Annotated in this window: 21 protein-coding genes and 1 riboswitch; of the genes, 11 read left to right on the plus strand and 10 right to left on the minus strand. The window is 47.6% G+C overall.

Annotation, left to right across the window (positions count from 1 at the left end):
* Positions 1-50: 50 nt before the first annotated feature.
* Positions 51-710 carry a hypothetical protein gene (locus tag QJS83_RS07845; protein ID WP_284608621.1) on the minus strand — a complete coding sequence of 220 codons (660 nt, stop codon included), beginning with the start codon at positions 708-710 and terminating at the stop codon, positions 51-53.
* 151 nt (positions 711-861) lie between these two features.
* Between QJS83_RS07845 and QJS83_RS07850 the strand changes: the two genes are divergently transcribed.
* Positions 862-1,509: an HD-GYP domain-containing protein gene (locus tag QJS83_RS07850; protein WP_284608622.1), complete on the plus strand. Its 648-nt coding sequence runs from the start codon at positions 862-864 to the stop codon at positions 1,507-1,509.
* A gap of 1 nt (position 1,510) precedes the next feature.
* Here the strand turns inward: QJS83_RS07850 and QJS83_RS07855 are convergent, their stop codons facing one another.
* Positions 1,511-2,311 (minus strand): DUF1338 domain-containing protein, encoded by an 801-nt coding sequence (locus QJS83_RS07855; RefSeq protein WP_284608623.1) that lies wholly within the window; start codon positions 2,309-2,311, stop codon positions 1,511-1,513.
* Between the two features lie 131 nt (positions 2,312-2,442).
* Here QJS83_RS07855 and QJS83_RS07860 point away from each other — a divergent pair, with 131 nt between their 5' ends.
* The 4 genes from QJS83_RS07860 to QJS83_RS07875 all read left to right on the plus strand — a co-directional run bounded on the left by QJS83_RS07860 (position 2,443) and on the right by QJS83_RS07875 (position 8,889).
* Positions 2,443-3,453 carry a M14 family zinc carboxypeptidase gene (locus QJS83_RS07860; protein ID WP_284608624.1) on the plus strand — a complete coding sequence of 337 codons (1,011 nt, stop codon included), beginning with the start codon at positions 2,443-2,445 and terminating at the stop codon, positions 3,451-3,453.
* Entirely contained in the window at positions 3,443-4,180 is a 738-nt protein-coding gene (locus QJS83_RS07865; protein ID WP_284608625.1) for an alpha/beta fold hydrolase, read from the plus strand. The genes QJS83_RS07860 and QJS83_RS07865 overlap by 11 nt, the downstream gene beginning before the upstream one ends.
* Positions 4,181-4,349: 169 nt before the next feature.
* Positions 4,350-5,792, plus strand: coding sequence for a transposase (locus QJS83_RS07870; RefSeq protein WP_284608626.1), 1,443 nt, complete (start codon positions 4,350-4,352; stop codon positions 5,790-5,792).
* Positions 5,782-8,889, plus strand: a complete 3,108-nt coding sequence (locus tag QJS83_RS07875; RefSeq protein WP_284608627.1) for a hypothetical protein — start codon at positions 5,782-5,784, stop codon at positions 8,887-8,889. The genes QJS83_RS07870 and QJS83_RS07875 overlap by 11 nt, the downstream gene beginning before the upstream one ends.
* On the opposite strand, the gene QJS83_RS07880 is transcribed toward QJS83_RS07875, so the two are convergent.
* From QJS83_RS07880 to rpmG, 3 genes are read right to left on the minus strand one after another with little or no spacing between them, the layout of a single operon-like run.
* On the minus strand, positions 8,843-9,484 hold the full coding sequence (locus QJS83_RS07880; protein WP_284608628.1) for a hypothetical protein: 642 nt from the start codon (positions 9,482-9,484) through the stop codon (positions 8,843-8,845). The genes QJS83_RS07875 and QJS83_RS07880 overlap by 47 nt on opposite strands.
* Positions 9,466-10,002 (minus strand): dCTP deaminase, encoded by a 537-nt coding sequence (dcd, locus tag QJS83_RS07885; protein ID WP_284608629.1) that lies wholly within the window; start codon positions 10,000-10,002, stop codon positions 9,466-9,468. Before dcd ends, QJS83_RS07880 begins: the two co-directional genes overlap by 19 nt.
* On the minus strand, positions 10,002-10,181 hold the full coding sequence (rpmG, locus tag QJS83_RS07890) for a 50S ribosomal protein L33 (RefSeq protein WP_142696808.1): 180 nt from the start codon (positions 10,179-10,181) through the stop codon (positions 10,002-10,004). Before rpmG ends, dcd begins: the two co-directional genes overlap by 1 nt.
* Positions 10,182-10,317: 136 nt before the next feature.
* On the opposite strand from rpmG, the gene QJS83_RS07895 reads away from it, so the two are divergent.
* From QJS83_RS07895 to QJS83_RS07905, 3 genes are all read left to right on the plus strand, one after another.
* Positions 10,318-11,196 (plus strand): ChaN family lipoprotein, encoded by an 879-nt coding sequence (locus QJS83_RS07895; RefSeq protein ID WP_284608630.1) that lies wholly within the window; start codon positions 10,318-10,320, stop codon positions 11,194-11,196.
* 63 nt (positions 11,197-11,259) lie between these two features.
* Complete coding sequence (locus QJS83_RS07900) at positions 11,260-11,667, plus strand: response regulator (RefSeq protein WP_284608631.1); 408 nt, start codon at positions 11,260-11,262, stop codon at positions 11,665-11,667.
* 68 nt (positions 11,668-11,735) lie between these two features.
* Positions 11,736-11,834: riboswitch (TPP riboswitch) on the plus strand.
* 58 nt (positions 11,835-11,892) lie between these two features.
* Entirely contained in the window at positions 11,893-13,977 is a 2,085-nt protein-coding gene (locus QJS83_RS07905; protein WP_284608632.1) for a TonB-dependent siderophore receptor, read from the plus strand.
* Here QJS83_RS07905 and QJS83_RS07910 read toward each other — a convergent pair.
* Together QJS83_RS07910 and QJS83_RS07915 are read right to left on the minus strand one after the other, a co-directional pair.
* On the minus strand, positions 13,974-15,920 hold the full coding sequence (locus QJS83_RS07910; protein WP_284608633.1) for an ATP-binding protein: 1,947 nt from the start codon (positions 15,918-15,920) through the stop codon (positions 13,974-13,976). The genes QJS83_RS07905 and QJS83_RS07910 overlap by 4 nt on opposite strands.
* Complete coding sequence (locus QJS83_RS07915; protein ID WP_284608635.1) at positions 15,917-18,085, minus strand: FecR domain-containing protein; 2,169 nt, start codon at positions 18,083-18,085, stop codon at positions 15,917-15,919. Before QJS83_RS07915 ends, QJS83_RS07910 begins: the two co-directional genes overlap by 4 nt.
* Positions 18,086-18,282: 197 nt before the next feature.
* On the opposite strand from QJS83_RS07915, the gene QJS83_RS07920 reads away from it, so the two are divergent.
* The 3 genes from QJS83_RS07920 (at position 18,283) to QJS83_RS07930 (ending at position 22,570) form a co-directional block, all read left to right on the plus strand.
* Complete coding sequence (locus QJS83_RS07920; protein ID WP_284608636.1) at positions 18,283-20,034, plus strand: PP2C family protein-serine/threonine phosphatase; 1,752 nt, start codon at positions 18,283-18,285, stop codon at positions 20,032-20,034.
* 32 nt (positions 20,035-20,066) lie between these two features.
* Positions 20,067-20,537, plus strand: coding sequence for a hypothetical protein (locus QJS83_RS07925; RefSeq protein WP_284608637.1), 471 nt, complete (start codon positions 20,067-20,069; stop codon positions 20,535-20,537).
* A gap of 104 nt (positions 20,538-20,641) precedes the next feature.
* Complete coding sequence (locus QJS83_RS07930) at positions 20,642-22,570, plus strand: response regulator (protein WP_284608638.1); 1,929 nt, start codon at positions 20,642-20,644, stop codon at positions 22,568-22,570.
* On the opposite strand, the gene QJS83_RS07935 is transcribed toward QJS83_RS07930, so the two are convergent.
* Genes QJS83_RS07935 through QJS83_RS07945 form a run of 3 tightly spaced genes read right to left on the minus strand, consistent with a single transcriptional unit; the run spans position 22,567 to position 26,104 of the window.
* Entirely contained in the window at positions 22,567-24,351 is a 1,785-nt protein-coding gene (locus QJS83_RS07935) for a hypothetical protein (protein WP_284608639.1), read from the minus strand. The two genes, QJS83_RS07930 and QJS83_RS07935, sit on opposite strands and share 4 nt — an antisense overlap.
* Positions 24,351-24,953: an ATP/GTP-binding protein gene (locus QJS83_RS07940; protein WP_284608640.1), complete on the minus strand. Its 603-nt coding sequence runs from the start codon at positions 24,951-24,953 to the stop codon at positions 24,351-24,353. The genes QJS83_RS07935 and QJS83_RS07940 overlap by 1 nt, the downstream gene beginning before the upstream one ends.
* An 8-nt stretch (positions 24,954-24,961) precedes the next feature.
* Positions 24,962-26,104: a phospholipase D-like domain-containing protein gene (locus QJS83_RS07945; protein ID WP_284608641.1), complete on the minus strand. Its 1,143-nt coding sequence runs from the start codon at positions 26,102-26,104 to the stop codon at positions 24,962-24,964.
* Positions 26,105-26,162: the final 58 nt, after the last annotated feature.

Below are 26,162 nucleotides of genomic sequence, written 5' to 3' on the forward strand. Positions count from 1 at the left end.
TTGAGAGAGCCCACGCTCTTGTACGCAGGGGTGGGCTGACAAACATGCAATTAGAAGTAAGCGATCAGGCCCGCGGATGTTGAGAGACCAGACACAGTCACGTCGCCGCCGATGCCGCCGGATTGTTTTTGATAGATAAAGCCAAGATCCGCGCGGAAGCCGACGTTGCTGCCAGATGGGAACCACTTTGCGAATGGACCTACGAAGAAATCCATCAAATTCGGTTTTGATCCCGTGCCTGTATCAATTTGCCCGAAGGAAGCGGTGCCGCCCACGCCGTAAAGAAAAGACTCGCCGGGAGTGTTGGCGATCAAGTTGTAATCACCGAAGGCGCCGACCTTGTAGATATTGGTCGTAATAGGTCCGTTGGCATTAGAGCTGTAGGATCCCAAAGGGCCAACTTCGATATTGCCAAAGTTCCAGCCAAAGCGACCTGTCAGAGTGATATCTGTTTCATTTTCTGCGCCGGAAGCATCTGACTTCGTATTTTCAAGGCTGAAGCTCAAAGCGACGACATACTTGCGGGACATAGAGCCTGGGGATGTTTCAAAAACGTCGCCAGCCAGTTCGTAAACCTGACCGGGAACAAGCGTTCCGCCAGCGAAGTCGACAATAGCCTGATTGCCTTTTACTTTGCGCACTTTAATTTTTTGCGCATAAGAAGCAGATGAGAAAGCCAAAACTGATAATACAAGAAGCCACTTTTTCATAGAATCCTTCCTATTGTCTCTAAACAAAGTCTTTCAATCCTCCCGGGTCCTGTCAACGATTGAGTGTTTCAAAACGAGATCGCAAAATTTTCTCTCATTCAAGTTTTGTTGATTTATTACCGACAAAAAACTAACAGGGGAAGGAAGCCATATGTCGTCTTCTTGGGGAGACATTCCTGCTTGGGCCTATGATGCCGCTCAAGCGCTTATGCAGTCTTTAAAAGTCGTGGATCCGGCGACCTATGCTCACTGTTGCCGCGTGGGGGAGATGTCGAGAAAGCTCGCTCGCGATGCAGGTCTTAACGAGTACGAACAAAAACTCGCGGAGTTCGCGGGGCTTTTCCATGATATCGGTAAAATAGGCGTTCCTCAATCGATCATCGCCAAGCCAGGCAAGCTGGACGAGTCCGAACATCTTATTATGCAAAGTCATCCGGTTCTCAGCGAAGAGATCGTGAAGCCGTTGGCTCGTCATCAGTTCTTTTCCGAAATTCTTCCCGGCATTCGCGGTCATCATGAGCGCGTGGACGGGACGGGCTACCCAGATAAAAAACGCGGCGACGAAGTTCCGTTGTTGGCGCGGATTATTTTGGTGGTAGATACCTACGATGCGATGTCGCAGACGCGGGCTTATCGTAAGGGTCTTCCGGATGACGTGGTCTATGCAGAGTTGCGCCGCTGTTCGGGAACGCAGTTTGATTCACAATTGGTGAATACGTTTTTACAGGCTCATCCGTCATGGAAAACGCAAGAGCCTGATCAAGACACGCTTCATTTCGTGATTAAGAAAATCGCGTAAATTATTTTTGCTTATTCGTGCTTTCGAAAATCTTGTCAGCGGATTTGGCAACAAATCCCTGATAAAGTTTGCCGTTCTCTAGTGGATAGCGCTTCGCAAATTCATAGTAACAACCAGGAATATTGTGAGTGCCATCGTCGAACTTTACAGGAATCTCTGACGCCATCGTCGAGCTTTGTTCAAGATAATCCGCCTTTGTGCCTTTCACTTCGCCGCCGGAAGAGTTCAAGACAATGCCTTTGGATTTTACGAAATCATTCAAGACGCGAATGTCGCTAAACTTCTTAAGCTTATTAATGTTGATCGTGAAGTGATTCGGACGGAAACCATAGGCCGCGACCCAAGAAGCGTATTCGCTTTCTTTCGCAAGCTCAGAGTAAAGCGCGTAAGTCATTTTCCAAGGGCGTCCCGCCATCGCGAAGGTTTCACTTTCAATCACAGAGTCAGGAAGTTGGTCGACAAGTTTGTTCACGGTCTCGCGAATGAATGGCGATACTTTTTCCAGCTCCAACTCGCTGATAAAGATTTTTGGCATATCTTCGTTCGGATGCTCATAGTGTTTAGCGTAGAGCTTTTTCTCGACGAAAGTATAATCACCTTTTTCAACGTAGCCGTATTTTTTGAATTGGCGGGCCAAAGACTCGATGCCCAGGCGCGGATGATTGAAAGTACGAAGAGCAATGTGGTCATTAATGACGGTTTCGCCTTCAGCAACGAAAAGGTCATAAATGCGTTTAGCCGCTGGATTCAGTTCACAATAATCAACCCACATTTTTTGCAATAGAGTTTCTAAGCTCATCATAACTTTCTCCTAATGACGGCAGGTTACTCCTCTTCCAAAAAGGGTGCAATGCCTCCTTCGATGGCTTCGAGCGTTATCCGTTGGAGACTTTCCCGACTTCGCCAACAATAGAGATTCACTGAGGGGACGCCATGAGTTTGTTACCTGAGATTCAACAAATCGAAAAAAGAATTCGCGATTTGGGGCCATCAGCGCGCACTGAAATTCTCGCGTTCAGTGAACAGGGTTCTTTAAAATTTCCTCTCTACAAAATTACTTTTGGCAGCAAAGATCCAAAGGCTCCGGTCTTAGGTTTCATTGGTGGCGTACATGGTCTAGAGCGTATCGGCGCGCAAGTGTGTGTAGCTCTGATGAACTCTTTGGCAGAGCTCGCTTTGTGGGATGAGACGCTGCAAAAAACGCTGCAGAACATCCGCATCTTTTTTATTCCTACTGTGAATCCCATCGGCATTTATCGCAAAACGCGCAGCAACCCACGCGGGGTGGATTTAATGCGTAATGCTCCGATTGATGCGGAAAATCCCGCACGTTGGGTCGGCGGCCATCGCGTCAGCAACAAGATCCCGTGGTATCGCGGCGAAGAGGGTGCGCCGATGGAGATCGAAGCGCAAGCTCTGGTCGGTGCCGTCGAAAAAGAAATCAAAGAAAGTTCTTTAGCGATCACGCTGGACGTGCACTCGGGTTTTGGTTTTCAGGATCGCTTGTGGTTTCCCTACGCAAAAACTGTGAAACCTTTCCCTGATTTGTCTTTAGCGTATTCTCTTAAAGAATTGCTGGATCGAACTTACCCGCATCATTTTTATCGCTTTGAACCGCAGGCAAAAGCCTATACAACTCACGGCGATCTCTGGGATTACATCTATGATTCGCACAGACAAAAACATCCGGGCTCTTATCTTCCTCTCTGTTTAGAGATGGGTTCGTGGATGTGGGTCAAAAAAAATCCGTGGCAGATTTTCAGAGCGGAAGGCCCGTTCAATCCGCTTAAAGGGCATCGTCACCGTCGGACTTTACGTCGGCATAATACGCTGATGGAGTTTCTGATACGCGCGGTGGCGTCGCCGCAAGCATGGGCCGCGCCTCCAGAGTCGCAAAAAATCATCATGAACGCAAAAGCGCAGGAGCTATGGTATGCACGCTAGAAACTGGATTTTCCTTCGAGGATTAGCTCGCGGAGTAGGACACTGGGGTTCCTTCGTCAGTAAAATGAAAGAACGTTTTCCCGAAGATCGTATTGAGCTTTTGGATCTTCCCGGAAACGGCACGCGCCACGAAGAAAAAAGTCCTTTGCATATTTCTGAATACGTCAAAGATCTGCGCTCCCGCTCTGAGTTCGTCAAAAATCAAGAGCCTTTCAATATCATGGCGGTGTCTCTAGGCGCCATGGTCACAACCGAGTGGATGCGCGAATATCCGCATGAAGTAAAGCGCGGTTATCTGGTGTGCACAAGCTCCACCGGGTTTTCGCGTTTTTACGAGCGCTTTCAGCCGATGAACTTTTTAAAATCTGCGCATCTGGTGGCGGCGCAAAAAGATGAAATGGCTTGGGAGAAAGTGATTCTCGATATGGTGACCAACAGTCACGAACGCCGTCAGGAAGAGATTTTGGCTCTGGCCGCTTTCACAAAGAAAAACCCGATGCGCATTGAAAACATTCTTCGTCAGTTGGTTGCAGCCTCTCGCTATCAGTTTCCGCATGAAGCTCCCGGAGATGTTCGATTGTTGGGAAGTTACGGGGACCGATTGGTGTCGCCGACGTGCACTTTGAAGATTGCGGAAAAGTGGGGTGTGAAACCGGCGATGCATTCCTGGGCAGGGCATGATATCCCGATTGACGACCCGCATTGGTTAATTGAGCACTTACTCTAAAAACGCCGATTCCTGGTATTTTTTTAGGGGTAGTTTTTTCAAACAAAGTGACGTTTTTTTACCCTCAGGTCCTCTATATTTGATCTGACAGCGAACCGACGCGTGGTTCCGTTGACTCTGAAAGCCTTTTCTTATCTTCTACACGCTGGACTTTTATCCAGAGGCTGATGTGCGGAAAAGGACCTATTTCGCCGCGATGCTTGCGAGCATGGCGGTGACGGCAAAATCAAAAACGCAGACCCTGAACTTGAAGGAACTTCAAGCTCAGGGCGTTAGCTCTTTGCAACAGCCAAAGTCTTCTTCTGCTCCCGCACAAGTTTACGGCCAAATTCGTATGGAGGGGATGCAGTACTTTACTTCCATTCCCGAATCTCCGCAGCTGAGCTTTAGCCAGCTTCTTTCCGCACGTCTTTCAGCTCTTAAAGAAACATCTTGGGTCGATATGGTGGCCGACGTTTCCGGGGGGACCTTTTTCAGCCGAGGTCAATCTCATTTCGTCGTTCACGAAGCCTACTTAGCTTCTCACGGTAAGACAGATCTCAAAGTGTTTTTGGGTCGAAAAAAGAAAGACTGGAGTGAGCTCGACAGTCACTGGCAGCTAGGCCTATGGCAACCGAAATTTGCTATCGATGCCCTTCGTCCCGAGGAGCAAGGCTTGTCGGGTCTTTTCGTCGACTACAACACGCAGGGATGGGAGATTCTGGGTTTTGCAACGCCGATCTTTATTCCAAGCATGGGCCCGGATATTCGTGAAGAGGGTGGAGGCCTTGTCGCTGACAGCCGCTGGTACCGCGCACCTTCTCGCGATTTTGCTTTGAACAATCGCGCGCGCAAGATCGTTTATGAACTTGATATTCCAGAAACCGCAAAACTTGTTGGCAATGGCGCTGTCGCAGCGATGGGCCGTCTTGGCAATAAAGAAGCCGGCGGTTGGGTGGTCGCTAGTGGCGGTTATCTTCCGGTCAATGAGTTGATCTTGAAACGTAAGATTATCATGGATGCTTCGCAAGTTGATGCCGACGTCACGGTGTCGCCGGATGTAACTTATCACACGGTGTTTTCGACGGACGTGGGTTACACGTTTGCGAATTCGGTAAAAGCGTCGCTTTCTTACTTGCAGGACAACCCGCTGGTAAAACACGCGGAATCAGAAGACTGGGCCATTCAGAAGTTAATGCCGTTACAGGCCTACTCCGCTTCAGTCGATTTTTCTTTGCACAATATTTTTTCTAAAACCTTGGCCTTTCAAATCGCTTATCTGAAAGTCGAAGGCGGCGGCATCGAGGATATTCGCTCTAAGGGCGAGCCCGACGATATGACGCTTTTCGATCAGCGTCTTAAATTCACAAATGCACTGTCGTTCAGTGTTGAGGGACAACTGGCGAGCTTCTTCCGCCGTCCTTTTGTCACTCGCTTCAAATATTTATACGACTACGATCAAAGAGGTTCGTTGCTCAACACCGAGTTCCTCTATTATCCAAGTCAAAAGTGGGCCGTTGTCATGGGCGGAGATATTTTGGGAGTGCAAGACGAGTCTTACAATCCCTCTAGTTTCCTCAATCAGTATCGCGCCAATGACCGTGTCTACGGAGGCATGACTTATGTTTTCTAAGACGTATTTAAAGCAGACTCTGGTAGTTCTGCTTTTTTCATTTTTAGCGCTGACCGGTTGTGACTCCAAATTAGGGGAGGATCCTCCTCCGCCAGACAGTCATGAATTGGGCGGCACCAAGTGTTTGTCTGACATGAGTCCCGTCGTGAAAGCCTTCGTGCAAGGTGACGCCCGTCGCGAAGACATCGAGGCCAGTTGGGACTGTGTAGGGACGGCTGTCGAGACTTTCAAACGCTATGTGCGCGGAAGTTCGGCTGATCGTTATACTCCGCAAGAGCTTGCGACGTTTCTGGAAAACAACTTCTTGGATCGTTCAAAGAACGAAAAAATCTCTGTTGGTTTGCAGACTGAATTCATGAAGTTAAAACAAGTTTTCATCGGCGGCAGCGGCGATCACATCACACGTGACGAAATTGATAAACTTCTCGATCTTTTTAAAAACTTCCGTACGCTGACAGTCGGCTTGAATCCTTACATGAAGGTTCTTTCTTTGAACTGGGCCGTTGGTGATTCAAGCAAATTACAAAGAGACGTCCGTTATTTCGAAGAGGCCAACAAAGAAGTGCAAAACGCCGCGCGCTTGTTGGCGAGTTTGATTGAAAAGAATGGGAAAAGCTATCAGCTCTCTGACTTTGTCGTATTGCTTGACGAGTTGGGCTTGTTCTTCGGCGAGAAGTGGGAATTCCCGCAAGTCATCGCCAAATACATGCCTGTGGTTAAAAAGGTAAAACGAGCTTTAGCGGGCGGAAGTGAAAACTCCATTGCTCCAAATGAGTGGGGGCGCTTCGCTCTTTTAGGATCTCGCGGATACATCCAGTATCTTCGCTATTACTATTTCATCAAGTCCGTACCGGAAACGGGCACGGGCTATCGCCTGTCTTATCTTTCCCGCACGGTGGAAGACGTTCTTTCTGTTTTCCAGGATCTTGTCGCGCAAAAGCCGGAAGGCGTTGTTTCTCGTGACGAGGTGACGGAGCTTCTAAAAACTCTGCAAGTCGTATGGCCGGAGTTCAAAGTTTCTAACAATCTGGTTTTTGAGTCGATGAAAGTGAAACAGCTTTTCTTCGGCGGCAGTGTCGATTCCTTCACCACGACGGATTTCGAAACGGCCCGTCTGAAAGTCAGCCGCATTAAAACTTTGATTGAACGTTTCCTGCCTTATTACTCCATTTATGGACGTGAGTGGGAGCCGGATATCTATGAAACAGATGAAGCGCAAAAGCTCTTTATGGAATCCCAGTTCGTGCTTGAAGCCACCGTGCGCGAAGCGGGAAGTCTGTTTGAAGGTTCCTATGATTTGCAAGACCTGCACTCGCTTGTAAAAGAAGCGGAAGTTCTTTATCCGCCCAAAGAAGACAGTTACGCGGATCAAGTGAAGAAATACCTTCCGCTTATTATCGATACGAAGAACATGATTCTTGGCGGTAACGACTCGTCTTTGCGTAAAGGCAACTGGAGTGTCTTGCTCGGGTTCGCAGCCCGTTTTTATTCTGATTTCTTGTATTACGATTACTTCCTTAAAGAGAAAACTTTGAAAGAGCCGCTCAGTATCAGTTTCTGGTCGGTGTTTTCGAATCAAAGTTTGAACATCGTTCGCGATCTTCTTTTGATTAAGAAACAGACGAATCAATTTCACAAGGCCGAACTCGCAAAAATCGTTCAGCACTTGGTAGAGCTTGAGGTTTTACCAAAGGGGCTTAAACCCGAATCTATCGATCAGCTTCTTTCCGTTGTTTTGAATAATGTGCTGTTCCCGCCGGAGCAACGCCTGCAAGGCTATAAGCCCGATGCACTGACGTTGGCATCCGTCGAGCATGTTCGTACTGAATTGCAAATCTGGCTTGATACGGAACTTTATATTGCTCGTTTGACAGAGCGTTGGGCGCCGTCAGAAGGTATCTCGCAAAAAAGTTTCCTTGAAAGTTTGAAAAACGAAACGCAGTTGCAAGCGGACAACTCGTTTGCGCAAATCGGTTTGCGTGAATTGCAAATGTCTGTGCAAAGTCCGGTGTCGATCACAATGGATATCGAAACGCGCGTTCCAATCTCGAACAAGATTGAACACCTGTTTACAGAAAAGAGCATGCGTCAGCTTAATTTGAATCGCGCTCTTTCCCGCGTGCTTTTGCGCTCTTTCACAGGAGATAAAGCGCGCCTGGATAAATACGAAGGGGTAAATCTTGAAGAGACGCAAGGGGCCTTCATGGCTTTGCGTCCTGTGCTAGTTGAAATCGGTCTTTTGAATGCGAAGAATACGACGTTTGCGTCTTCGCGTTTCCGTGAGGCCAATATCTTCGTTCCGCATTCAGACGGAAATAGTTTGGCGTCGTATACAGAAATGACGGATTTGATCGGTATGATCTGGTCGGGCGTGAATATCAACTCGATGTTGCGTAAAGAGCTGATCCGCGTGTGCTTTAACGGCAACGAAGATATTACAGATGAGTCGCTTGTTTCCCTCAGCTGCGCGCGCGCGGCTTATAAGGATGCGATGCCCACAGCCATGGCATCGATGCCAGAGTACGTGAAGTTCCAAAAGAAAGCGTCCAAAGACGATTGGGCTTTCTATATGAACAATATCTTTAAAGCCGCAGGTTATGTTCCGAACAGCAAGAGCATGGCGATGGTCGAAGATATTTCTCTGGCGCCGCATGTGATTCAGTATATCGAAATGATTTATGCGCGCTTTGATAAGAATAAAGACGGCTTCTTGTCGACGGCGGAATCAATCAAAGCTTATCCGGCGTTCAAGGGTATCTTGATGGAGCTTGCCGGGGATTTAGTGAAAAAGGGTACTCTGAAAGAAAGCGATCTTTTAGATGTGTTCACGTTCATTCTTCGTTACGGAAAGCCGCCAGAGTCCTTAAAGGAAAAAGCGCAGTTCATGTTCTTCTGGAAGGGCAAGCGCGATAAATGGGATGTGTGGGCGGATCGTATCCAATTGTCACAAATCCTGGGGTACATTGCGGATCAAGTCGCCAAGGGCACAACGAAAAGAATCATGTTTACAGAAGAAGATGAAGACGCTGTTAAGAAAGCGAAGCCGGGTTCTAGTCAAGAACCCGTTGGTTCTCAATCTTCGCCGCCGTCACCGTAGCATTTTGTAAGATCATACCAACAAAAGTTCCGCCAGCGCGGGTATTGGGAAGAGCCGGAGAGATATCTCCTGCGTTCTCGCTGTAAATATCCGCAGTGGCGACAGAGTATTCCACCATATTTCGACGCCAGATAATGACTGTCGCTTTCGTGCCGACGTTATGAACTTCCACAATCAAGTCTAAGGATGTCGGGAACAAAAACGTCAAATTCGCATTGTTCATTGTGGATGAAGAGGAATTATTGCGGATCGTCCCAGTCACACTCGCGCCAGAGCGGGCGAATTGAATCTGAATGCCGTCAATAGCTGGAATATTCGAGTTCACCGCATAGAAAACGACAGTCACAGTGCTCATCGCAATTGTGTCGTTGAGCGAAGCCTTAAACGCGATCGATTTACTGGAATAATTGACGAGGGTTTCTGTGAAACGAATAGTTCCGGTGCCGTGAACCGCTGTCGAGTCGGCTTGAGAGAACGAGCCGGTCACAATAGTGTAGCTATCAAGGCCCGTAATATCTTGCACTTCAGCAGGCGCACAGCCTGCCAAAGTAAGAGCACCTAAAATGAAAAGGGATTTTAGAATGAATTTTTCCACATCATTGACTCTACCGGCATCGGTTTTTTGTCGTTGTACTTAGCGGAAGGCTTAACATTATAAGGAGTTAAAATGTCACCCTTCACTTCAAAGTATATCAACTGACCGATCGGCATTCCAGTATAAACACGAACAGGCTGTTTTACTGAAATTTCCAGAGTCCAATAGTTGCAAAAACCGACGTCTCCCTTGCCAGCAGTGGCATGGATGTCGATTCCGAGACGACCGACGCTTGATTTCCCTTCTAAAAATGGGACGTGTTTCAGAGTCTCAGTGTACTCTAAAGTAACGCCCAAATAGAGGGTGTCTGGCATAAGAACATAGCCCTCTTCAGGAATCTCAAACGAGCGAATCTTGTTATGCTTCTTCGCGTCCAACACTTTCTCTTCGTAGACAGCGAGAGTCTTCCCTAAGTGAACATCGTAAGAGTTCGTTCCTAGGCACTCTCTGCGGAAAGGTTCTACTTTAATAGAACCTTCAGTCATACACTCGAGAATTTGTTGATCCGTAAGAATCATTACTTAGTTTCTCTGTGGATTGTGTGGCGCTTCAAGTTTGGATTGTACTTTTTCTTTTCCAAACGGCTTGGAGTTTTAGTTTTGTTCTTAGTCGTAGTGTAACGAGAAACAGGCTTGCCTTCTGCGCGAGCTTCAGTGCACTCGAGAGTGATGATAATTCTTCCTGACTTTTTAGCCATTGCGGTACCCCTTAAAATGAACTTTTGTATTGCCATGCGTAATGTGGAAAAAATGACAATACCTTTTCAAAGGGGGTCAAGGTATCAAAGGAAAAAGGAAACTTCAACAGACAATTGCGGTCTAGAAGGAGAATTCGTGAACTCTTTAAGCCTTTTCCTCGTATCTGTGCTCTTGTCAGCCTGTGCCCATGCCCAATCAACGGGCATTTTACGCGGAAACGACCATCAGGCGGTCACTTTAGAGGATTCAGTGAGTTCTGTTCAACCTGGCTCCATCATTGTAATCGGAGAAAACCACGGATTTAAAGAACATCAAAATCAGCAAGTCGCGATTATGCAGGCTCTGCGCGCTCGCGGGCTGAAGGTCTCCGTGGGAATGGAATTTTTTACATATACTCAACAAAGTCTCGTCGACTCTTATAGACAAGGTTCTTTGACGGAAGCTGATTTCCTTAAGGCCGTTCAGTGGGGCAGTCCCTCTTATGATTACTATCGTGATCAAGCCGTATTTCCGAATCTTGCTGAGGGCTCTGCGACGCTGGCCTTGAATGCGCCTCGTGGTTTGACTGGAAAAGTCGCGAAACAAGGGTTGTCCTCTTTAACTCCGGAAGAAAATCGTTTGCTCCCGCCGCAGTTCTCTTTGGGACGTGACTCTTATAAACAAAGGTTTTTGGGTATGATGCCGCACCTGCCTTCGCCGGAAGCGGGGGAGAGATACTTTGCTGCCCAGTCGATTTGGGATGACACCATGGCGTGGAGGGCGACAGATTTTATCACGGCTCATCCAGAACAGGTCTTAGTGATTGTTGTGGGGGAATTCCATGTCCAATTTGGCGGAGGTCTTCCGGATCGTTTGCGCGCCCGTGCTCCGCAAGTTCCGGTGTTGACGTTCTCGCAAGTAAATACAGACGGCCTTAGTGAGGACGAGATTTCTCAGGAAATCGCCCCATCCTTGAGTGAGGGGCCTCGTGCTGATTTCTTGTGGCTCGCGCCCGCAAAAAGTCTAGGGTTGTAAAGATTCTTTGAGATTCGCCACGGGTTTTTTAGAATAAGAGGAACTTTGAAGGAGTTCACCTCTATGTTTCCTCTTGAGACCCGTATCCTCGTCATCGATGACATGCCTTCTATCCGTGATTTGGTTAAGAACACATTAAAGGCCATGGGCTATAAAAACATTCAAGAAGCTGGCGATGGCGAAGAGGGATTAAAAATTCTTCTGCAAAGCAACTCTGTCGGAACAAGCATTCAGCTTGTGATTTCTGATTGGAACATGCCGAAAATGAAAGGCTTGGATTTGTTGAAGCAAGTGCGCGCCACGGCGGAGTGGGCGAATCTGCCGTTTGTGCTTTTGACTTCCGAGTCCGAGCGCGATCAAGTGACAGAGGCAGTCTTAGCCGGAGTCTCTCAATATATTGTGAAACCTTTTTCCGCAAAAATCTTTGAAGACAAATTGAAAGCGGCCTACGCGAAACACAACAAAGCGTAAAGTCGATTGACTTAAAGTCTGTCCCTCTAATATATAGCAGAACTAAGAAACGGCTCTTTTATAAGAGCCGTTTTTGCTAGGGGTGTTGTCATGAACGTGACGACTGAGAAAAACCCTTTGAACCTGAAAGAGATAATGCTCGCGCAGGGAAGCAAAACAAGTTCTATCGTCAGTCCTTATGACTTCCTTAGACTTGCCAATGCCTCTTCGCGAAAGGAAGAGGATATGGGAAGTTTCAAATTAACAGCGATTTTATTAACACCGTTTTTTGCAGCCACGTCATTCGCGGAAAGTCAGCTTTCAACGATCACAATTAAAAATCCCGGCACGAGCGAAATTTCCGATGTCTCGGGGATGGGAGAAATTCCCGTCAAAGAACTGCCGGTATCGGTGAAACTGATTTCGAATGAAACCATGCAAGCGCAAGGGATTCATCGTCTCGCGGATATCACATTGATTGATGCGTCAGCGACGGACAGTTACACGGCGACAGGGTACTGGGACTATTTGTCTTTGCGCGGATTCACTTTGGATAATCGCGGAAATTATCTGCGCGAAGGGCTGCCTATCAATGCCGAGACTTCTATGGGGCTTGATAATAAAGAACGATTAGAGATTCTAAAAGGGTTGACGGGCGTGCAGACGGGAACAAGTGCCCCTGGCGGTCTTGTGAATTACGTCGTGAAACGTCCGACAAATAAAGACCTGCGTGTTGTACGTAGTGAATTGAACGACAAAGGAAACGTTTTAACCGCGGCGGATGTCGGGGGCCGCGTTCAAGGTTTTGAAAATGCGGGTTACCGCATGAATATTGCCTATGAAAAACTGGAGCCGCATCTGCGCGATAGTGATGGTTCGCGGGCCTTGGTGAGCCTTGCGAATGATTTGCGCCTCGGTGGTTCTGCGTTGGTGGAAACGGAAATCGAGTGGTCTCGTCGCTCACAACCAAGTCAAGCGGGCTTCAGTCTTTTGGGGCCGAAGCTGCCGGAGGTTGCAGATCCTTCGTTGAATTTGAACAATCAGGCGTGGACTCAGCCTGTTGTCTTTACGGGACTGACGGGTTCTGTGAAGTTTTCGCAAACGCTGAGCGAATCGGTGAATTGGAATGTGATTGTTGGTAGTCAGAACCTCACGACAGACGATCGCTTGGCCTATCCTTATGGATGTTCGGCCGAAAACAATTACGATCGCTACTGTTCGGATGGGACGTTTGACATGTACGATTATCGCAGTGAAAACGAACGTCGCGAAATGCACGCCTTAAAAATGACGTTGCAAAAGCAAGCACAGCTTGGTGAGTCCCGCCATCAATTCAGTTTCGGAATTTTAGGCACGACGGCGAATGAACGCTTTCAGCGCCAGGCTTATAACTACGCCGGCATCGGCAACGTGCAGGGAACGGGTGTCGGCACGGCCAATGCCACATTGAATGATGAAAGCACGAATCGCGATTCACAAAATGCCGAGGCCTCGGTGATGGATGCGGTTTCATTCGGAGCATGGCAAGCGTGGTTGGGACTGCGTTATACGTATATTCATCGCGCGAGTGTTAGAACCGATGGATCGCGTGCCGTGGATAACAGTCAAAATTTTGTGATTCCCTGGGGCGCACTTTCATATGATTTTGAAAAAGTGATGGCGTATATCAGCATGGGCGAAGGTGTTGAGTCGTTCGTTGTTCCGAACAAAGCCGGATACACTCAGCGCGGTGAATTCGTGCCCGATGTGATCAGCAGACAAATTGAAATCGGTCTGCGCGGCGGGGAGCAGATCTCTTGGTCGTTGGCGGCTTTTCAAATCAACCGCCCCGTTGTGGAAGATAAAGCTCCCGACTATAAAGTCGATGGCGAAGCTGTTCACCGCGGCCTCGAAGCACAAGCGACTTTTGCTGGCGGTCGCTGGCAAACGGGAGCTTCTGTTATGTATTTGGATGCTCGCCGTGAAGACAGTCAGTTGAATCCGGCTGTGAATGGCAACAAACCTGTTAATGTGCCTCACACGACGTTGCGCGCGAATGTGAATTATCAAGTTCCGTCGTTTGCAGGACTCGCTGTGAATTCGCGCGTGTCCTATGAAGGAGAGCGGGCGGTGCTTGCGGATAACAGTATCCTGTTACCGGGCTGGACACGTGTCGATGCGGGCGTGTCTTACGAAATGAAATGGGAAGATATTCAAACGCAGTGGCGCTTGTCAGTCGAAAACATCACGGACCAGCGATATTGGCGTGAAGCTCCTACGCAGTACGGGCATATTTATCTGTATCCGGGGGAAGAGCGCAGCGTGTGGTTGAGTTTGCAAGCGGCGCTTTAAGCCGCTTTGACGACTTTGTCTTTTTTAAACTCTGTGATGTAAGGAACTTCGATGGACAGGGTCGTACCTTGTCCAACAGTCGAATCCACCCAAACGCGGCCTTGCAGTTCTTCGGCGGCGACTTTGATGGCGTCCATTCCGACACCGCGACCTGAAATCTCTGTGACTTGGTCGCGTGTTGAAAACTGACTGTCAAAAATATGCTGGATAACTTCGTGATCCGTTTTCTTGCGTGTGTCGACCATGCGCTTCGCTAATTTTTCGCGAATTTTCACAGGGTCAATACCGCCACCGTCATCTTTGATTTCAATAAACAGGGTCGGGTAAGACTTGTCGTGACGAATGCTTACACAAACTTCGACTTGTCCCTCTGCGGGTTTGCCGGCGTTGATGCGTGTATCCGGCACTTCGATACCGTGATCGACGGCGTTTCTAAACGCATGCACGAGAGTGGCGAAGAGAGGGTTGTAAATCTCTGGAATGACCATGACCGAGCCGTTATCGATTTTGAGCGGCGCCATCATTTTGTCGATCTTCTCGGCAAGACGAAGCATGACATCGTTGTACGGCTCTAGGAATTGAGAGACGGGCTCCATCGCGAGTTCCAAAAGAAGTTCTTGGGCGACGGGGCCTCCGCCGGGAAGAGTTCCGACTTTGCGAGCGATGTCGTTAAGTTTGCTGATCGCGATTTCAATCTGGCGTTCTTCGTTGACCGCGTTGGAACCCAAAATCTCGCGCGTTTCTTCAAGGAATTTGAAAAAACAATCTTCGATCTCAAAACATTTTGCACGAAGGGCGATAAACGTCGGGTGATGCCAGCCGTTTTTTAATTCGGCAAGAAGGCCTTCGGCTTGATGACAGGCTTCCGCAACTTCTTTTACAGAGAAAAGAGCCGCGCCCCCTTTGAGGGTATGCAAGTGGCGGAAAAGAGTTTCCGTGTCATAAGGCTCTTGGTCTTTGGAAACTTCCTCGCGCACGGCGATCATCATGCCTTGCGCTTCTTGGATGAAGCGATGGATCTCGCGCTTGCTCTTGATCATGTTGATAATGAGCTTCGCGTGTTCTTTTTCGGTCTCGGCTTGTTTTTGAGCTTCGACAAGAGAAGTAATATCTGATGCAACAACCACGACGCCTTCCATCACACCTTCGTTAGAGCGAAGCGGGTGATACTCAAGAGCGATATTGCGACCTTGAGTGTGCGGATAAGTCGCCGGGCCCAGCGGAGCAAGGTCTTCAAATGGAAGCATTTCCATAAACAGCGTCTGCATCCATTTTTTGAAGCCTTCGACTTTGTTCTCAGGAAGTTTTAAAACATCCCAAATAGAGTGACCGTCAGGTTTGCATTCCACCGTGCTTTCACAAGCCTTCGAAGAGACATCCAGAATTTTTCCGTCGGCATTGAAGATAAAGAAACCTTGGCCCAAGCTGTCGAGCAGGGCGGACATCGTCTGATTAAGACGCGAAAGTTCGCGTGTGCGATCCGCGACCATCTGTTCAAGGTTTTTGCTGTAGTTTTCAAGCTGAACTTTGGCGTCTTCAAGTGCTTTGATGACGTCTTCTTTTTGTTCAAGTTCGGCGCGGTATTTTTTCTGCAAACGCTCTTCTAAAGTGACGTCACGCACGAAGACGATCCAGTTTTTGTCGCCCATCGAATCGAAGATGGGCTGCAATGTGATCTGAATTTTTCCTTCGCCGCCTTGGGAAGTTTTGAAGTTCACTTCCTTATAAGGAGTGGCGTCTGAAATACTGATAATGTCTTTAAGTCCATCGATGGGTTCGCTGAACTCAAAGAGTTCTAAGAATTTCATTCCACGCGTAATTTTACGCACGGAAAGTCCCGCGACAATGGCCGCCGTTTCATTGCAATAGACAACCTTTTGATCTGAGTTCAGAACAAAAACAGGTTCCAGCAAAGTGTCGAAGAGGGAGTACTGAATTCTCATTTTACAAACGTCTCATTTTTCTGGTGGTAAAGTGTGAATTCGCGTTTTTCAGCCCACTCTGAAGACTCAGAGTCGTCTTTTGATTCCGCACGCACACGCCAGTAGATCTTGCCGAGAGGAACGCGGTCTTTGATCAAATAGCGATTGCCAGCCAAAGACTTCGCAATCAATGTGCGCGAGAAGTCGGCTTTGTCGGAAATTTCAATACGATAAGAAGTCGCGCCTTCGACTTTTTTCCATTCGAGCCAGATGAAAGGTTCCATCTCGGTTTGCAGGAAGATCGAAGCGTTATTGAATGGCTCCATCAATGACGGCGCGACGAGTGGAGCACGGAACGTATAAAGGACTTCCTCGATATTCGAGAACTCAGTCAGAGGCTTGTTGTTTTCATCCAAAGCCTGCACGCGCACGTTGTAACGGCCCGGATCATTGAGAGTCAAAGTTCCGCCCAAAGAGCTGTACTCCATTTGTTGTGGCTGTTTGAACTCTTTCGATGTATCGACTTGCACCAAATAAGATTTTGCAAAAGGAACTTCCGTCCAAGAAATCGGCGTTTCTTTGGGGCCGGGTTGTTGGCCGATGGCATTGATCGTTTTCAACGGATCTAGAATGATACCGCCGGCAGTGATCTCAATAGTTCCGGTTTCGCTCGGCTCGCTTGTCAGGCCGTTTAAGCCTTTGGCGAAAACACGATAGAAATATTTACCGGGGCGGTATTGCGACCACTCCACTTGATTTTGATTCACGTCATATTTTTCAGCTTCGGCAAAGCTCGCATCGCGCGCGATTTGCAGATGATAATTCTTCGTTTGCAAAACAGGTTTCCACGCCAGTTTCGGCGCTTGCGGAGAAGCTGGGTTACGGTCTTTGCCCGAAGGCGGAGTGAACTCCACTTTCTTGGTGACAAGAACGGGCCGGGCCGGTCTTTCTTCTTTATGCGCAAAAAGATTCAAAGTGAAAGAGACAGGTTCAGACCACGGTGAAAGTTTCTGACTTTCTGTCTGACCTTGCACACGGACGTAATAAGTTCCTGCAGGAAGCTTGGGGGTAAGTGCTGCCAAAGTATTTGTCTGTCCTTCTTTAAGAACAGTTTGGAACTCAGGATCTTGCGATACTTGCCATGTGAAAGTTTTTAAAGAAGGTTGGGCTTTCCATTGAACTTCCGTTGTCGTGGCAAGTTCTTCCTTTGGTTTGACTTTCAATTCAAGATTGATTTGAGCGGCTTGTTGGGGCGTTACGATTTGTGGTCCCGCCAAATGCGTGATGCTCATACGTTGTGAAGGCGACGTCAATGAAACGTGGCCATCGCGATCCAAAGCTTTCAAACGCCAGTAGTACGAACCGGGCTCTAAAGGTTCAACAACTTGAGCCTTCATTTCATTTGTTAATTTAGAAACGGCAATGCTGCTGAAATCCTCGTGCGGAGAAATCTCTAATTCATAACGAGCGACATCACCTTTGGATTGCCATTCGAAGGGAAGAGGATCGTCAGGATTGATACGCAACCAATTGATGTTGTCTGCTGTTTTAAGGTAAAGCTCGGGCTTTTCCAGTTGTTTGACTTCGCCCTTTTTAGTGACAGCAACAACGGCGTTCTTCGGAAGCTCCTGCACAGCCTGTTTCTTTTTATCGACGTATTTCACGTCACCGGAAAGCAGTTTCAAGTCGACAGTGCCACTGTGAGCTTTCTTGAACTGGATTTTAGATTTTTCCGGTGCTTCGGGTTTGGCTTCGAGTTTGAACTCTTCCGTACCGGATTTAATCGTCAATGAAGCGCCCTTCGCGAGTTCCCCGGTCAAGTTACCGTAACGCAGATCCAAATTCATTTGACCGTTTTTCAAGTTCAACGTGATCAAAGAGTTCGGTTCGATTTTGATTTGTGTACCGTCTTGAAGTTGAATCGTTGCTTCAGAGCGATCACCAGTGAAAATAGAATCGTTTTGGTAGACGTAGTCTTTGCGGGAAGCGGGCACCCAACTGAATGTATCAAGATTTTTACGGCGCACGTCGTTCTGTGAAATCGCTACGTCACCAATAAGCTCCAATTTGCCGTTTACATTCTTCGGAAATAGCAGAGAGTCGTCGTACAAAAAGTACGAAAACACCATGAGCGCAACCATGGCACAAGCAAAGATGATTTTTTCTGTCTGTCCGAAACGTGACATAACACTCCTGGATAGTTGGCTTATCGGCTGGAAATAACAGGAGTTTTACGGACCTAAGGCCAACTAAATCAGAATTTCTTTTCGGGTTTCCTGTTAAAAGGCATACTAAACTCGTGAAAAAACGTGGCATATCAATAAGATATAAGATTCTTTTACTCCTCACTTCGTTGCCATTAATTACACTGACAGTGTATTTGGTGCTCGCGCTGAAAATCTTTGAAGACGACAAGATTGCTTACGTCTTTGATTCTTCCAGCAGTATGTCGGGAACTATGGCGGCTCAAATTAAGACACAGCTTAATGCCGTGCTCGGAACGACGAAGCCTATCTTTCAAGATTACTTGCAACAACAAAAATTCACGTCGATTTCAGATTCGATCTTCATGAACGAGTTCGCACTTGAGTCGATCGTTGTCTTTGAACCTTCAGCGACAGACGCTTACGAGAAAAAAGCGACACTTGAAAAAGTTCCGGAGCAAACGGCCGGAGTTCTTGCTTCGCTGCAAGCTCAGATGCCAACGTATTTCACGGAAGTCGATGCCGCTCGCCGTGTGGTTAAAGTTCCTTTTAGTGATGATCGTGTTTTCATCATGGAAAAGGTGAGTGACGAAACGAAAACGCGCAACACGGTTTTCCTTGTGATCGTGCGTATGAGTGAGGCGTCGGAAATGTTCCGCGCGGCGATGTCGCAAAAAATGTATTTGATCTCGCAAGACGGCACGGTGTTGTTCGGACCTGATGGAATGCCGGGACGAAAACTGCAAGAGACAGTCAGCCCCACGTTCCTGTCTGGGGCAAAAAGCCAGGTGGCGCAAGGTGCGGAAACAGATAAAGCCGTGGATGGCACTGAATTGCTGGTGTCTTTCTCGCGCGCGGGTTTCGGTGATTTGACTGTTGTAACGACGGTCGAAAAAGAAAAAGCTTTGGGTGCCGTGCAGATTTTGATTCGAAAATCTTTGATCTTCTTCGGGATCTTGATTTCCGTGACGGTGATTCTAAGTCTCTTTGCTTCCAGCGGTCTTACGCAGGCATTGACGCAGCTTTTTGATGCGACAAAAAAAGTGGCTGAAGGGGACTTCAACATTCGCGTGAAAGTACAAAGTAATGACGAAGTGGGCAGCCTGGCCGACAATTTCAATTTGATGGCGGCGGAAGTATCGCGTCTTTTGGATCAAACGGCGGAAAAAGCGCGGATGGAGTCAGAGCTGCAAACCGCAAAGACGGTGCAAGAGACTCTGTTCCCTGAAACGCGCGCGAAGATCGGTCCTTTGGCGATTGCGGGCTATTATGAACCTGCCAGTGAGTGCGGCGGCGATTGGTGGCATTACTGTCAAATCGGTCAGAAAATTTTCTTGTGGATCGGCGATGCGACAGGGCACGGGGCCCCGGCAGCATTGATCACGAGTGCCGCGAAATCGGCTTCAACGATTATTGAAAGATTGAATATCTCTCCGGCGAAGGCGTTGGAACTTCTGAATCGTTCTATTTATGACGTGTCTAAAGGGCGCATCATGATGACGTTCTTCCTGGCGTCCTTCGATTTGGAAACGGGCGAGCTTGTTTATTGTAATGCCTCTCACGAAGCGCCGTTCTTGATTAAGAAAAGCGAGGGACCGCTTAAGAAAAAAGATTTGATTCCTTTGAATGAGGTGAATAATCCCAGATTGGGACAGGCACGCGATTCCGTGTATCAACAGACAAGTATTCAGGTAGACGAAGGAGACTCCGTTTTCTTTTATACCGATGGAATTCCAGATATTCAAAACCCTGGAAAAGAAGCCTGGGGTGAGAGAGAATTTATTAAAGCCTTGATCGCCGCCAACAAAGATTTTCCAGGCGTGAATGATTCCGTAGAACGTTTTGCAGTCAGCTTTCAAGGCCATCGTCAAGGGGCGCCCTTGGTCGATGACGTGACCTTTTTTGTGGTCAAACGCGAAGCTCTTAATTAAATTTTAATGATTAGATCAGTGAGGAGATAATCATGGGTAAACTTGATGTAAAAATGAACAAAGCCGCAGATAAATTGTCCGTGCAAATGGCGGGAACAATTGATGAGGACGTTGATTTTTCTCAGTTTAATTTGACCGGTCATCAAGCGATTGACGTGGAGTTGGGCGGACTTAAAAGCATCAACTCTTGCGGCATTCGTGAGTGGATCAAATGGATGGGAACAGCGGGACCTGCGCAAATCACATTCACCAATTGCCCGAAAGTGATCGTGGACCAAATCAACATGGTTGACGGATTTCTTCCTGCATCAGGGAAGGTCATGTCTTTTTATGTTCCTTACTATAATGACGACTCGGGCTCCGAGAAAAACGTTCTGTTTCGTTTTGGGACAGAGTTCAATGAGGGCTCCGTCACACCTCCAGCCTCCGTTAAAGACGAAGAGGGCAATGAAATGGAGATGGACGTGATCGAGTCGAAGTACTTCAAGTTTTTGAAAAAGTAATTCACATCAGACAAAGGTCTAGAATAAGAAGCGGGAGCTGGATGACAGTCCCGCTTTTTGTCTTTTATTCTTAATAGAAACCGTCTAAGCGCCGAAAAGGAATCGTGGAATCAGGTAAATCAAAGATCTTGATATTGGAAGACGACGAGAGCGTTGGCTCGGCATTAAAAGAAATTTTAAGCCGTGCCGGGCATCACGTCTTTTTGGCTGCTCGCCCGGACGAAGCCAATAATGTGCTTTCACAAAACACCAATATCGAATTTCTTTTCTGTGATTGTCTTCTTCCGCAAATGACGGGTTTGGATTTTATCAAGCAAGCTAAAACCAATTATCCCGGCGCTCGTTTCAAAGTCGTTTTGATGAGCGGTATCTACACGGATAAATCTTTCATTCAAGAGGCGACCCAAAGCACGCAGGCCGTGGCCTTCCTTAAAAAGCCTTTTGAGATGGAGCAGGTTCTTAAAATCGTAAAAAAAGAAGAAGCTCCTAAGCGCGAAGAATCCGGCGCACGTAAACTTCTTTATCAAATGTTCGCGAATCCCACTGTGACGAATCGCCAAAAAAGAAAGGTGATTGAGTCCATCGAAGAAGTCAGTGGATTTGACTTGCCGTTTTTGTATTCTTTGCTCGCAGAAACTAAATCCAGCGGTTATTTAAATATCTACAATGCGGACGGTTCTGTTTCCGGTATTTCTTTCTGTAACGGCAACATCGTTGGTGTGGACGTCGACGATAAAACGACTTTCTTAGGCGAGATGTTGATCCAAAGCGGTTACGCGACACCGAAAGACGTGCAAGAAGCTTTGCGCGATAAAAACAACCGTCGTATCGGGAATTATCTGATTCAAAACAATCAACTAAGTCCCCATGCGTTTGATTTGATCTTGATGGAGCAAATGAACATTCGCTTGGTGCGCACGATCGTGGATCAAAAAATCCGCGTGAACTTTGCTTCCGCGGAAGTCGAGATGACAAATCCAAGTATCGACGCCGATACTTTGTCTTATTATCTGCATGACTGGATTGCCTCGAAAATCTCTGTGAATTGGCTTAAATCTTTGTATGTGATGTGGTCAGGAAACGTGATTGTGAAAAGTCCGACCTTCCGGGACGATCATCCGGCATTGGCGATGTCTTTGGTTAAAGCCTTGGATGGTTTGAGCGTGAAGCTCAACAATCAAATGACTTTGACGCAACTCTTGGACATCAAAGGTTACAACGAGGTCGCGGTTTATAAAGCCGTGCATTTCCTTTTGACCAAGGGGCTTGTTGTCTTCGCCCAAAGAGCCGCGTTCTCAAGCCCGCAAGAACAACTCAAAGTTTTGCGCAAAATTCTTGTCGAGCTGGAAGGCAAAAACAGTTTCGATATTCTTTCGTACATGGAAACCGGCACGGGCGGAGGGTCGTTGGATTCTCTTCTTGCGGACTTTATGACCTTGATTGGAGATGAGCCTCAAGACAAAGCGTCGGAAGTCTATACGACGTGGGCTAAGGTGAAAAAACTTGCAGAGGAAGCTGTGATAGCAGCGGCGGACTCCAGCAAAGTGGCACAGTACCGTCAAGCGAGCCAAAAATCAGAAGCGGAAGCGAAACTTCGCGCGACATCTTTGATGGAAGACGTGAAGAAGAGCCTGCAGTTCAATCAGTACGCGAAAGCTCTAGAGCTTTTAGCGGAAGTGGCGAAGCTCAATCCGCAAACGCAACAAATGCATCTTTACAGTTCGTGGGCGAAATTGGGTTCCATGGACGTCACGAAGAAGCAGTTCGTGATGAAAGAAGTTGAACTTGAGTTGATGCAAGTTCCGCCGGACGAGCGCTATGATACGCTCTTCCCATTCGTGATTGGTTTGTTTAATAAAGCCAAAGGGGATGTGATGGCGGCGAAAAAGTCATTCGAAAAGAGTGTCGCCCTGGATCCATCGTTCATTCCTGCGCGCCGAGAAATTTCTTTGCTCAGCGCTCAGAATAAAAAACAAGATGTGTTCAATATGGACCTGAAACAGGTTGTTTCAGGCTTCTTTAAGAAACGTTAGAACTTCCAAAAAACACCGACGTTCAATCCAATCTGCATGTCTTCTTTAGGCGCCGCCGGATCGTATTTGTAATCGCTCAGATCAAGGCCGTAACGCAAGAACCACTGTGAAGAGAACTTCCAGTAAGCCTGGCCTTTTAAAGTGTAAGCGGACTTCACTTTGAAATCGCTGCCTGAGGAGCCTGCGAAATACTGCAGCTTCAACTCATACCAATCCATGAAATTTCCAAGCCAACGCTTGGGCTTTTTCATCACAAAAGCACCCAGTCCGTAAGTGGTGGAACTGGCGCTTTCTCCTTGCACCATTTGCAGAGGCAGTGTCAGCCCCCAGGTTTCGTCAACGAGGTTGAAGCCTTCTTGGGCTCTCCACAGAAGTTCGACAGTGGTGAAATCCACTTTCGCGTTGTCATCATTTTCCGTCAGGTGTTGATCACGCTGCAAGGATAAGCCCCAATGGAAGCGAGACCAAGAGGAATTGATCATCATGAAATTTTCAATCCACCATTGAAACTCTGCGGTGCCATAGGCGATGCCTGAGGGCGTTTGATAGTGCAGACCTAAACCCAACCCGAAAGGCTGACCGCGGAAAACGTCGTAGCCCACTAAGAAATTGTTACTGTCTGAACTCACGGCAAGATAGCGGCGCGTTTCAAGGCCTTTAGGAATGTCGCGAATGGTCCACTGGAATTGATTCTTTTTCAGGGGCTCCAGTTGCGCGTCTTTATCCGCTTCAGGAACTTTGATCTGTGTTCCTTCCGGAGCTACGCCGGCAAAGGCCAGACGGGAAGAGTAAGTGCGCGATACCGACTTGTTGGAAAGATAAGGGCGATTTTTTTCGCGTGGTAAATTGCCGCGAACGTAAAACTCTTGGCGCATCGGAATATCGCCGTCGCCTTTAAGATACAAAACGGGGCGCGATTTCGGCAAAGCGATTTGCCATTCCGTTTCGGAAATTTTTTTAACTTTGCTTTCGTCAACGGGTTCAGCGCCTGATGCTGTCAGAATGATTTTTTCATTGTCTTCTGAAACCACGACATCTTTGAAATCGACGTCTTTTTTGCGCGTATCAATTTCAATAAAAGCGCCGGTTTGAGTTTGCGCTTTGAAGGCGACGTTCTCACTGCGATCGTTCAGATAGATAATCCCCTGATTGCCCACGACTTTGCCGTTGATTTCAACTTGCGCCGTTTTTTTGGTCGCGGAACGGGCTTTGACAACCATTTGGCCCTGCTGCGAACTCAAATACAATTCTTTCGAGCAGAGATAAAGACGGGTCTCGTCGCTTTCGCGATAAATACAAAAGACCATGAACGGAAGGTACTTCATGTCGTCAACAAGGGAAGGCTCGATTTCATCGATCGTGACCGTCGCGATTTCCGAACGAAGATTTTCTTCGCCCTCTTGGGTGGAGCGGACGCCTTCTGTGATCTTGACGTTTTCTTTGGCAAGGAGAGTGTTAAAAATAGCTTTTCCGGAGTTGTTCTTAATCGCCAGTTCGCCTTCTTTCATCAGACCCGCCGGCCAGGTAAAGCGAATGCTGTATTGACCTTTTTTGGTCGTCGAAGGTTCCACGTGAAAAGTCACCTGCGTGGAATCGATAAGAACGTCACCGACCTTGAGGCGGTCTTCATCCAGCAAAGTGTATTCAAATCTTTGCGGCAGAACTTGCAAATTGTTTTTGTCTGCTTGGAAATAGAGAGGTTTTAATTTGCTGGAGCGAGTTTGCGCCAAGGTTGTAACCGAAAAAATAAGACAACTAAGGGCCAGCAATATTTTTGTCATTAGAGCAGTTCCTTTTTGATCTCTTCCGCGCTTTTGTGAGTCATGATTGCTCTGATCACGGAAAGCGACGTTGTCATTTTAGAAAGAAAATCTTCGTTGTGAGTGATCACCACGCGACGTGGGTGTCCTTCCCAAGCTTTGGCGATACGATTGTTCAAATCCCACGCTTCTTGGAAAGTCTCTGTGCGGATCGGATTGTTGGTATCGTAATAATCCAAAGCCGCCGTGTCTAAGTGAATCACCCAGTCATAGCGAGCTAGCTCCGCTTCGCGAGTGCTTTTCACGCTTTGGAAAAAGTGCGCTTCATCGGCAGGCCAATAAGCAACGGCGTCAAGAGAACCGCGATCGCAGACAATCAAAGGCTTTTGGCTTATCACGCAGACCATGTCTTCAAGTTCGTGTTGTGTGTAGTAAATCGCTTTTTGCGCGTGAATCACGCCTTGCGCCTCTTTGAAGCGAGGAAAGCCTCCGCGATACAAAATACTCGCTGCCTCAGGAACGACCGCACATTTTTGACCGAGTTCCTTTTTCAGAGCTTCGATAAGAGTTGTTTTTCCCCCGGAAGGGCCTCCAGTAATAGCAACTTTGACGTATGAATTCATACCCTTAACTAGAGCATATATCTAAGGCGAAAAGCAAGGCGATACAGCATGCGAGCAAACCAAGAGCGTGTCGCGAAGTCTTTTTCCGAGACAAGCTTGGAGTTCGCCAGATCCACGCTCCATTGTTGGAGCATGTTCTTCATGCTCTCTTCGTCGCTTAAGACGGCCTCGACCTCGAGATCGTGCAAAAGACTGCGATGATTGAGATTGAAAGAACCGACAAAAGCCTCGTCGTCGATGATCATTGTTTTCGCGTGCAAAATAGTCTTTTGGTACTCATAGATCGGAATTCTTTTTTGCAGCAAGAAGCGCACGATATAAAAAGCGGCCCATTTCACCATCGGAACGTCCGACTTACCGGGCATCAGAATTTTAACGTCAACACCGCGGCGGGCGGCCTTAAGAAAAGCGGTCAATAAAGAGCGTTTAGGCAAGAAATAGGCGGTCGTAACGTAAATACGTTTTTCCGCGTGCGTGATTCTGAATAAAAGATCTCGATACAAACGGCGGCGCGTTTTTTGGGTCGTATTCAGACGCAAGATATTTTCAAACGGCTCTTGTTTTATGCGCCAACGGCCGACCCAGTTTAAGAGGCCATGGATATACGTGCGCAGATAGCTGATCTGAAAAGCGAGGACCAAGCGGCTGATCGCGGGGCCTTCAAGAGCAACGCCGGTATCGCGCCACGCGCGGGGGCCCACATAAGATTGGCAGTGATCTTGGACGAAGTTGAAGCTTCCCAAGTAAGCGCGCGTTTCGTCGATAATCGTGATTTTTCGATGCGTGCGGCGGTTGAGTTTTTTGAACAGAAAAATACCGTTGATCGAGTATCTTGCAAACAATCTTCGCGCCCACAAAAGCGGATAAGGAAAAGGATGGAATACGCGCAACTCGATGCCGCGTTCGTTGCAAAGCTTGTCTAGTTGCGGAATCCAGTAGTAAGAGCCAAAACCGTCGACGACGATTTTCACAAGACAGCCGCGCGCCCGCGCCTTTGTCAATTCTTCCAAAATAGATTCTGTGAGACGATCAATGGCAAAGATATAGGATTCAATGGTGATACTGCGCTTGGCTCGCCGTATATCTTGGATAAGACTCAAGTAGTAGTCGTCTCCTGAATGAAAAATGCGTACGTAGCTCCATGACTCCATACGTCGATTGTTCAATAAGTTATTAAAAAAGTCGACAGCAAAGCAAGGACGAGGGCAA

It is taken from the genome of Bdellovibrio sp. 22V (assembly GCF_030169785.1).
Taxonomy (GTDB): Bacteria; Bdellovibrionota; Bdellovibrionia; order Bdellovibrionales; family Bdellovibrionaceae; genus Bdellovibrio.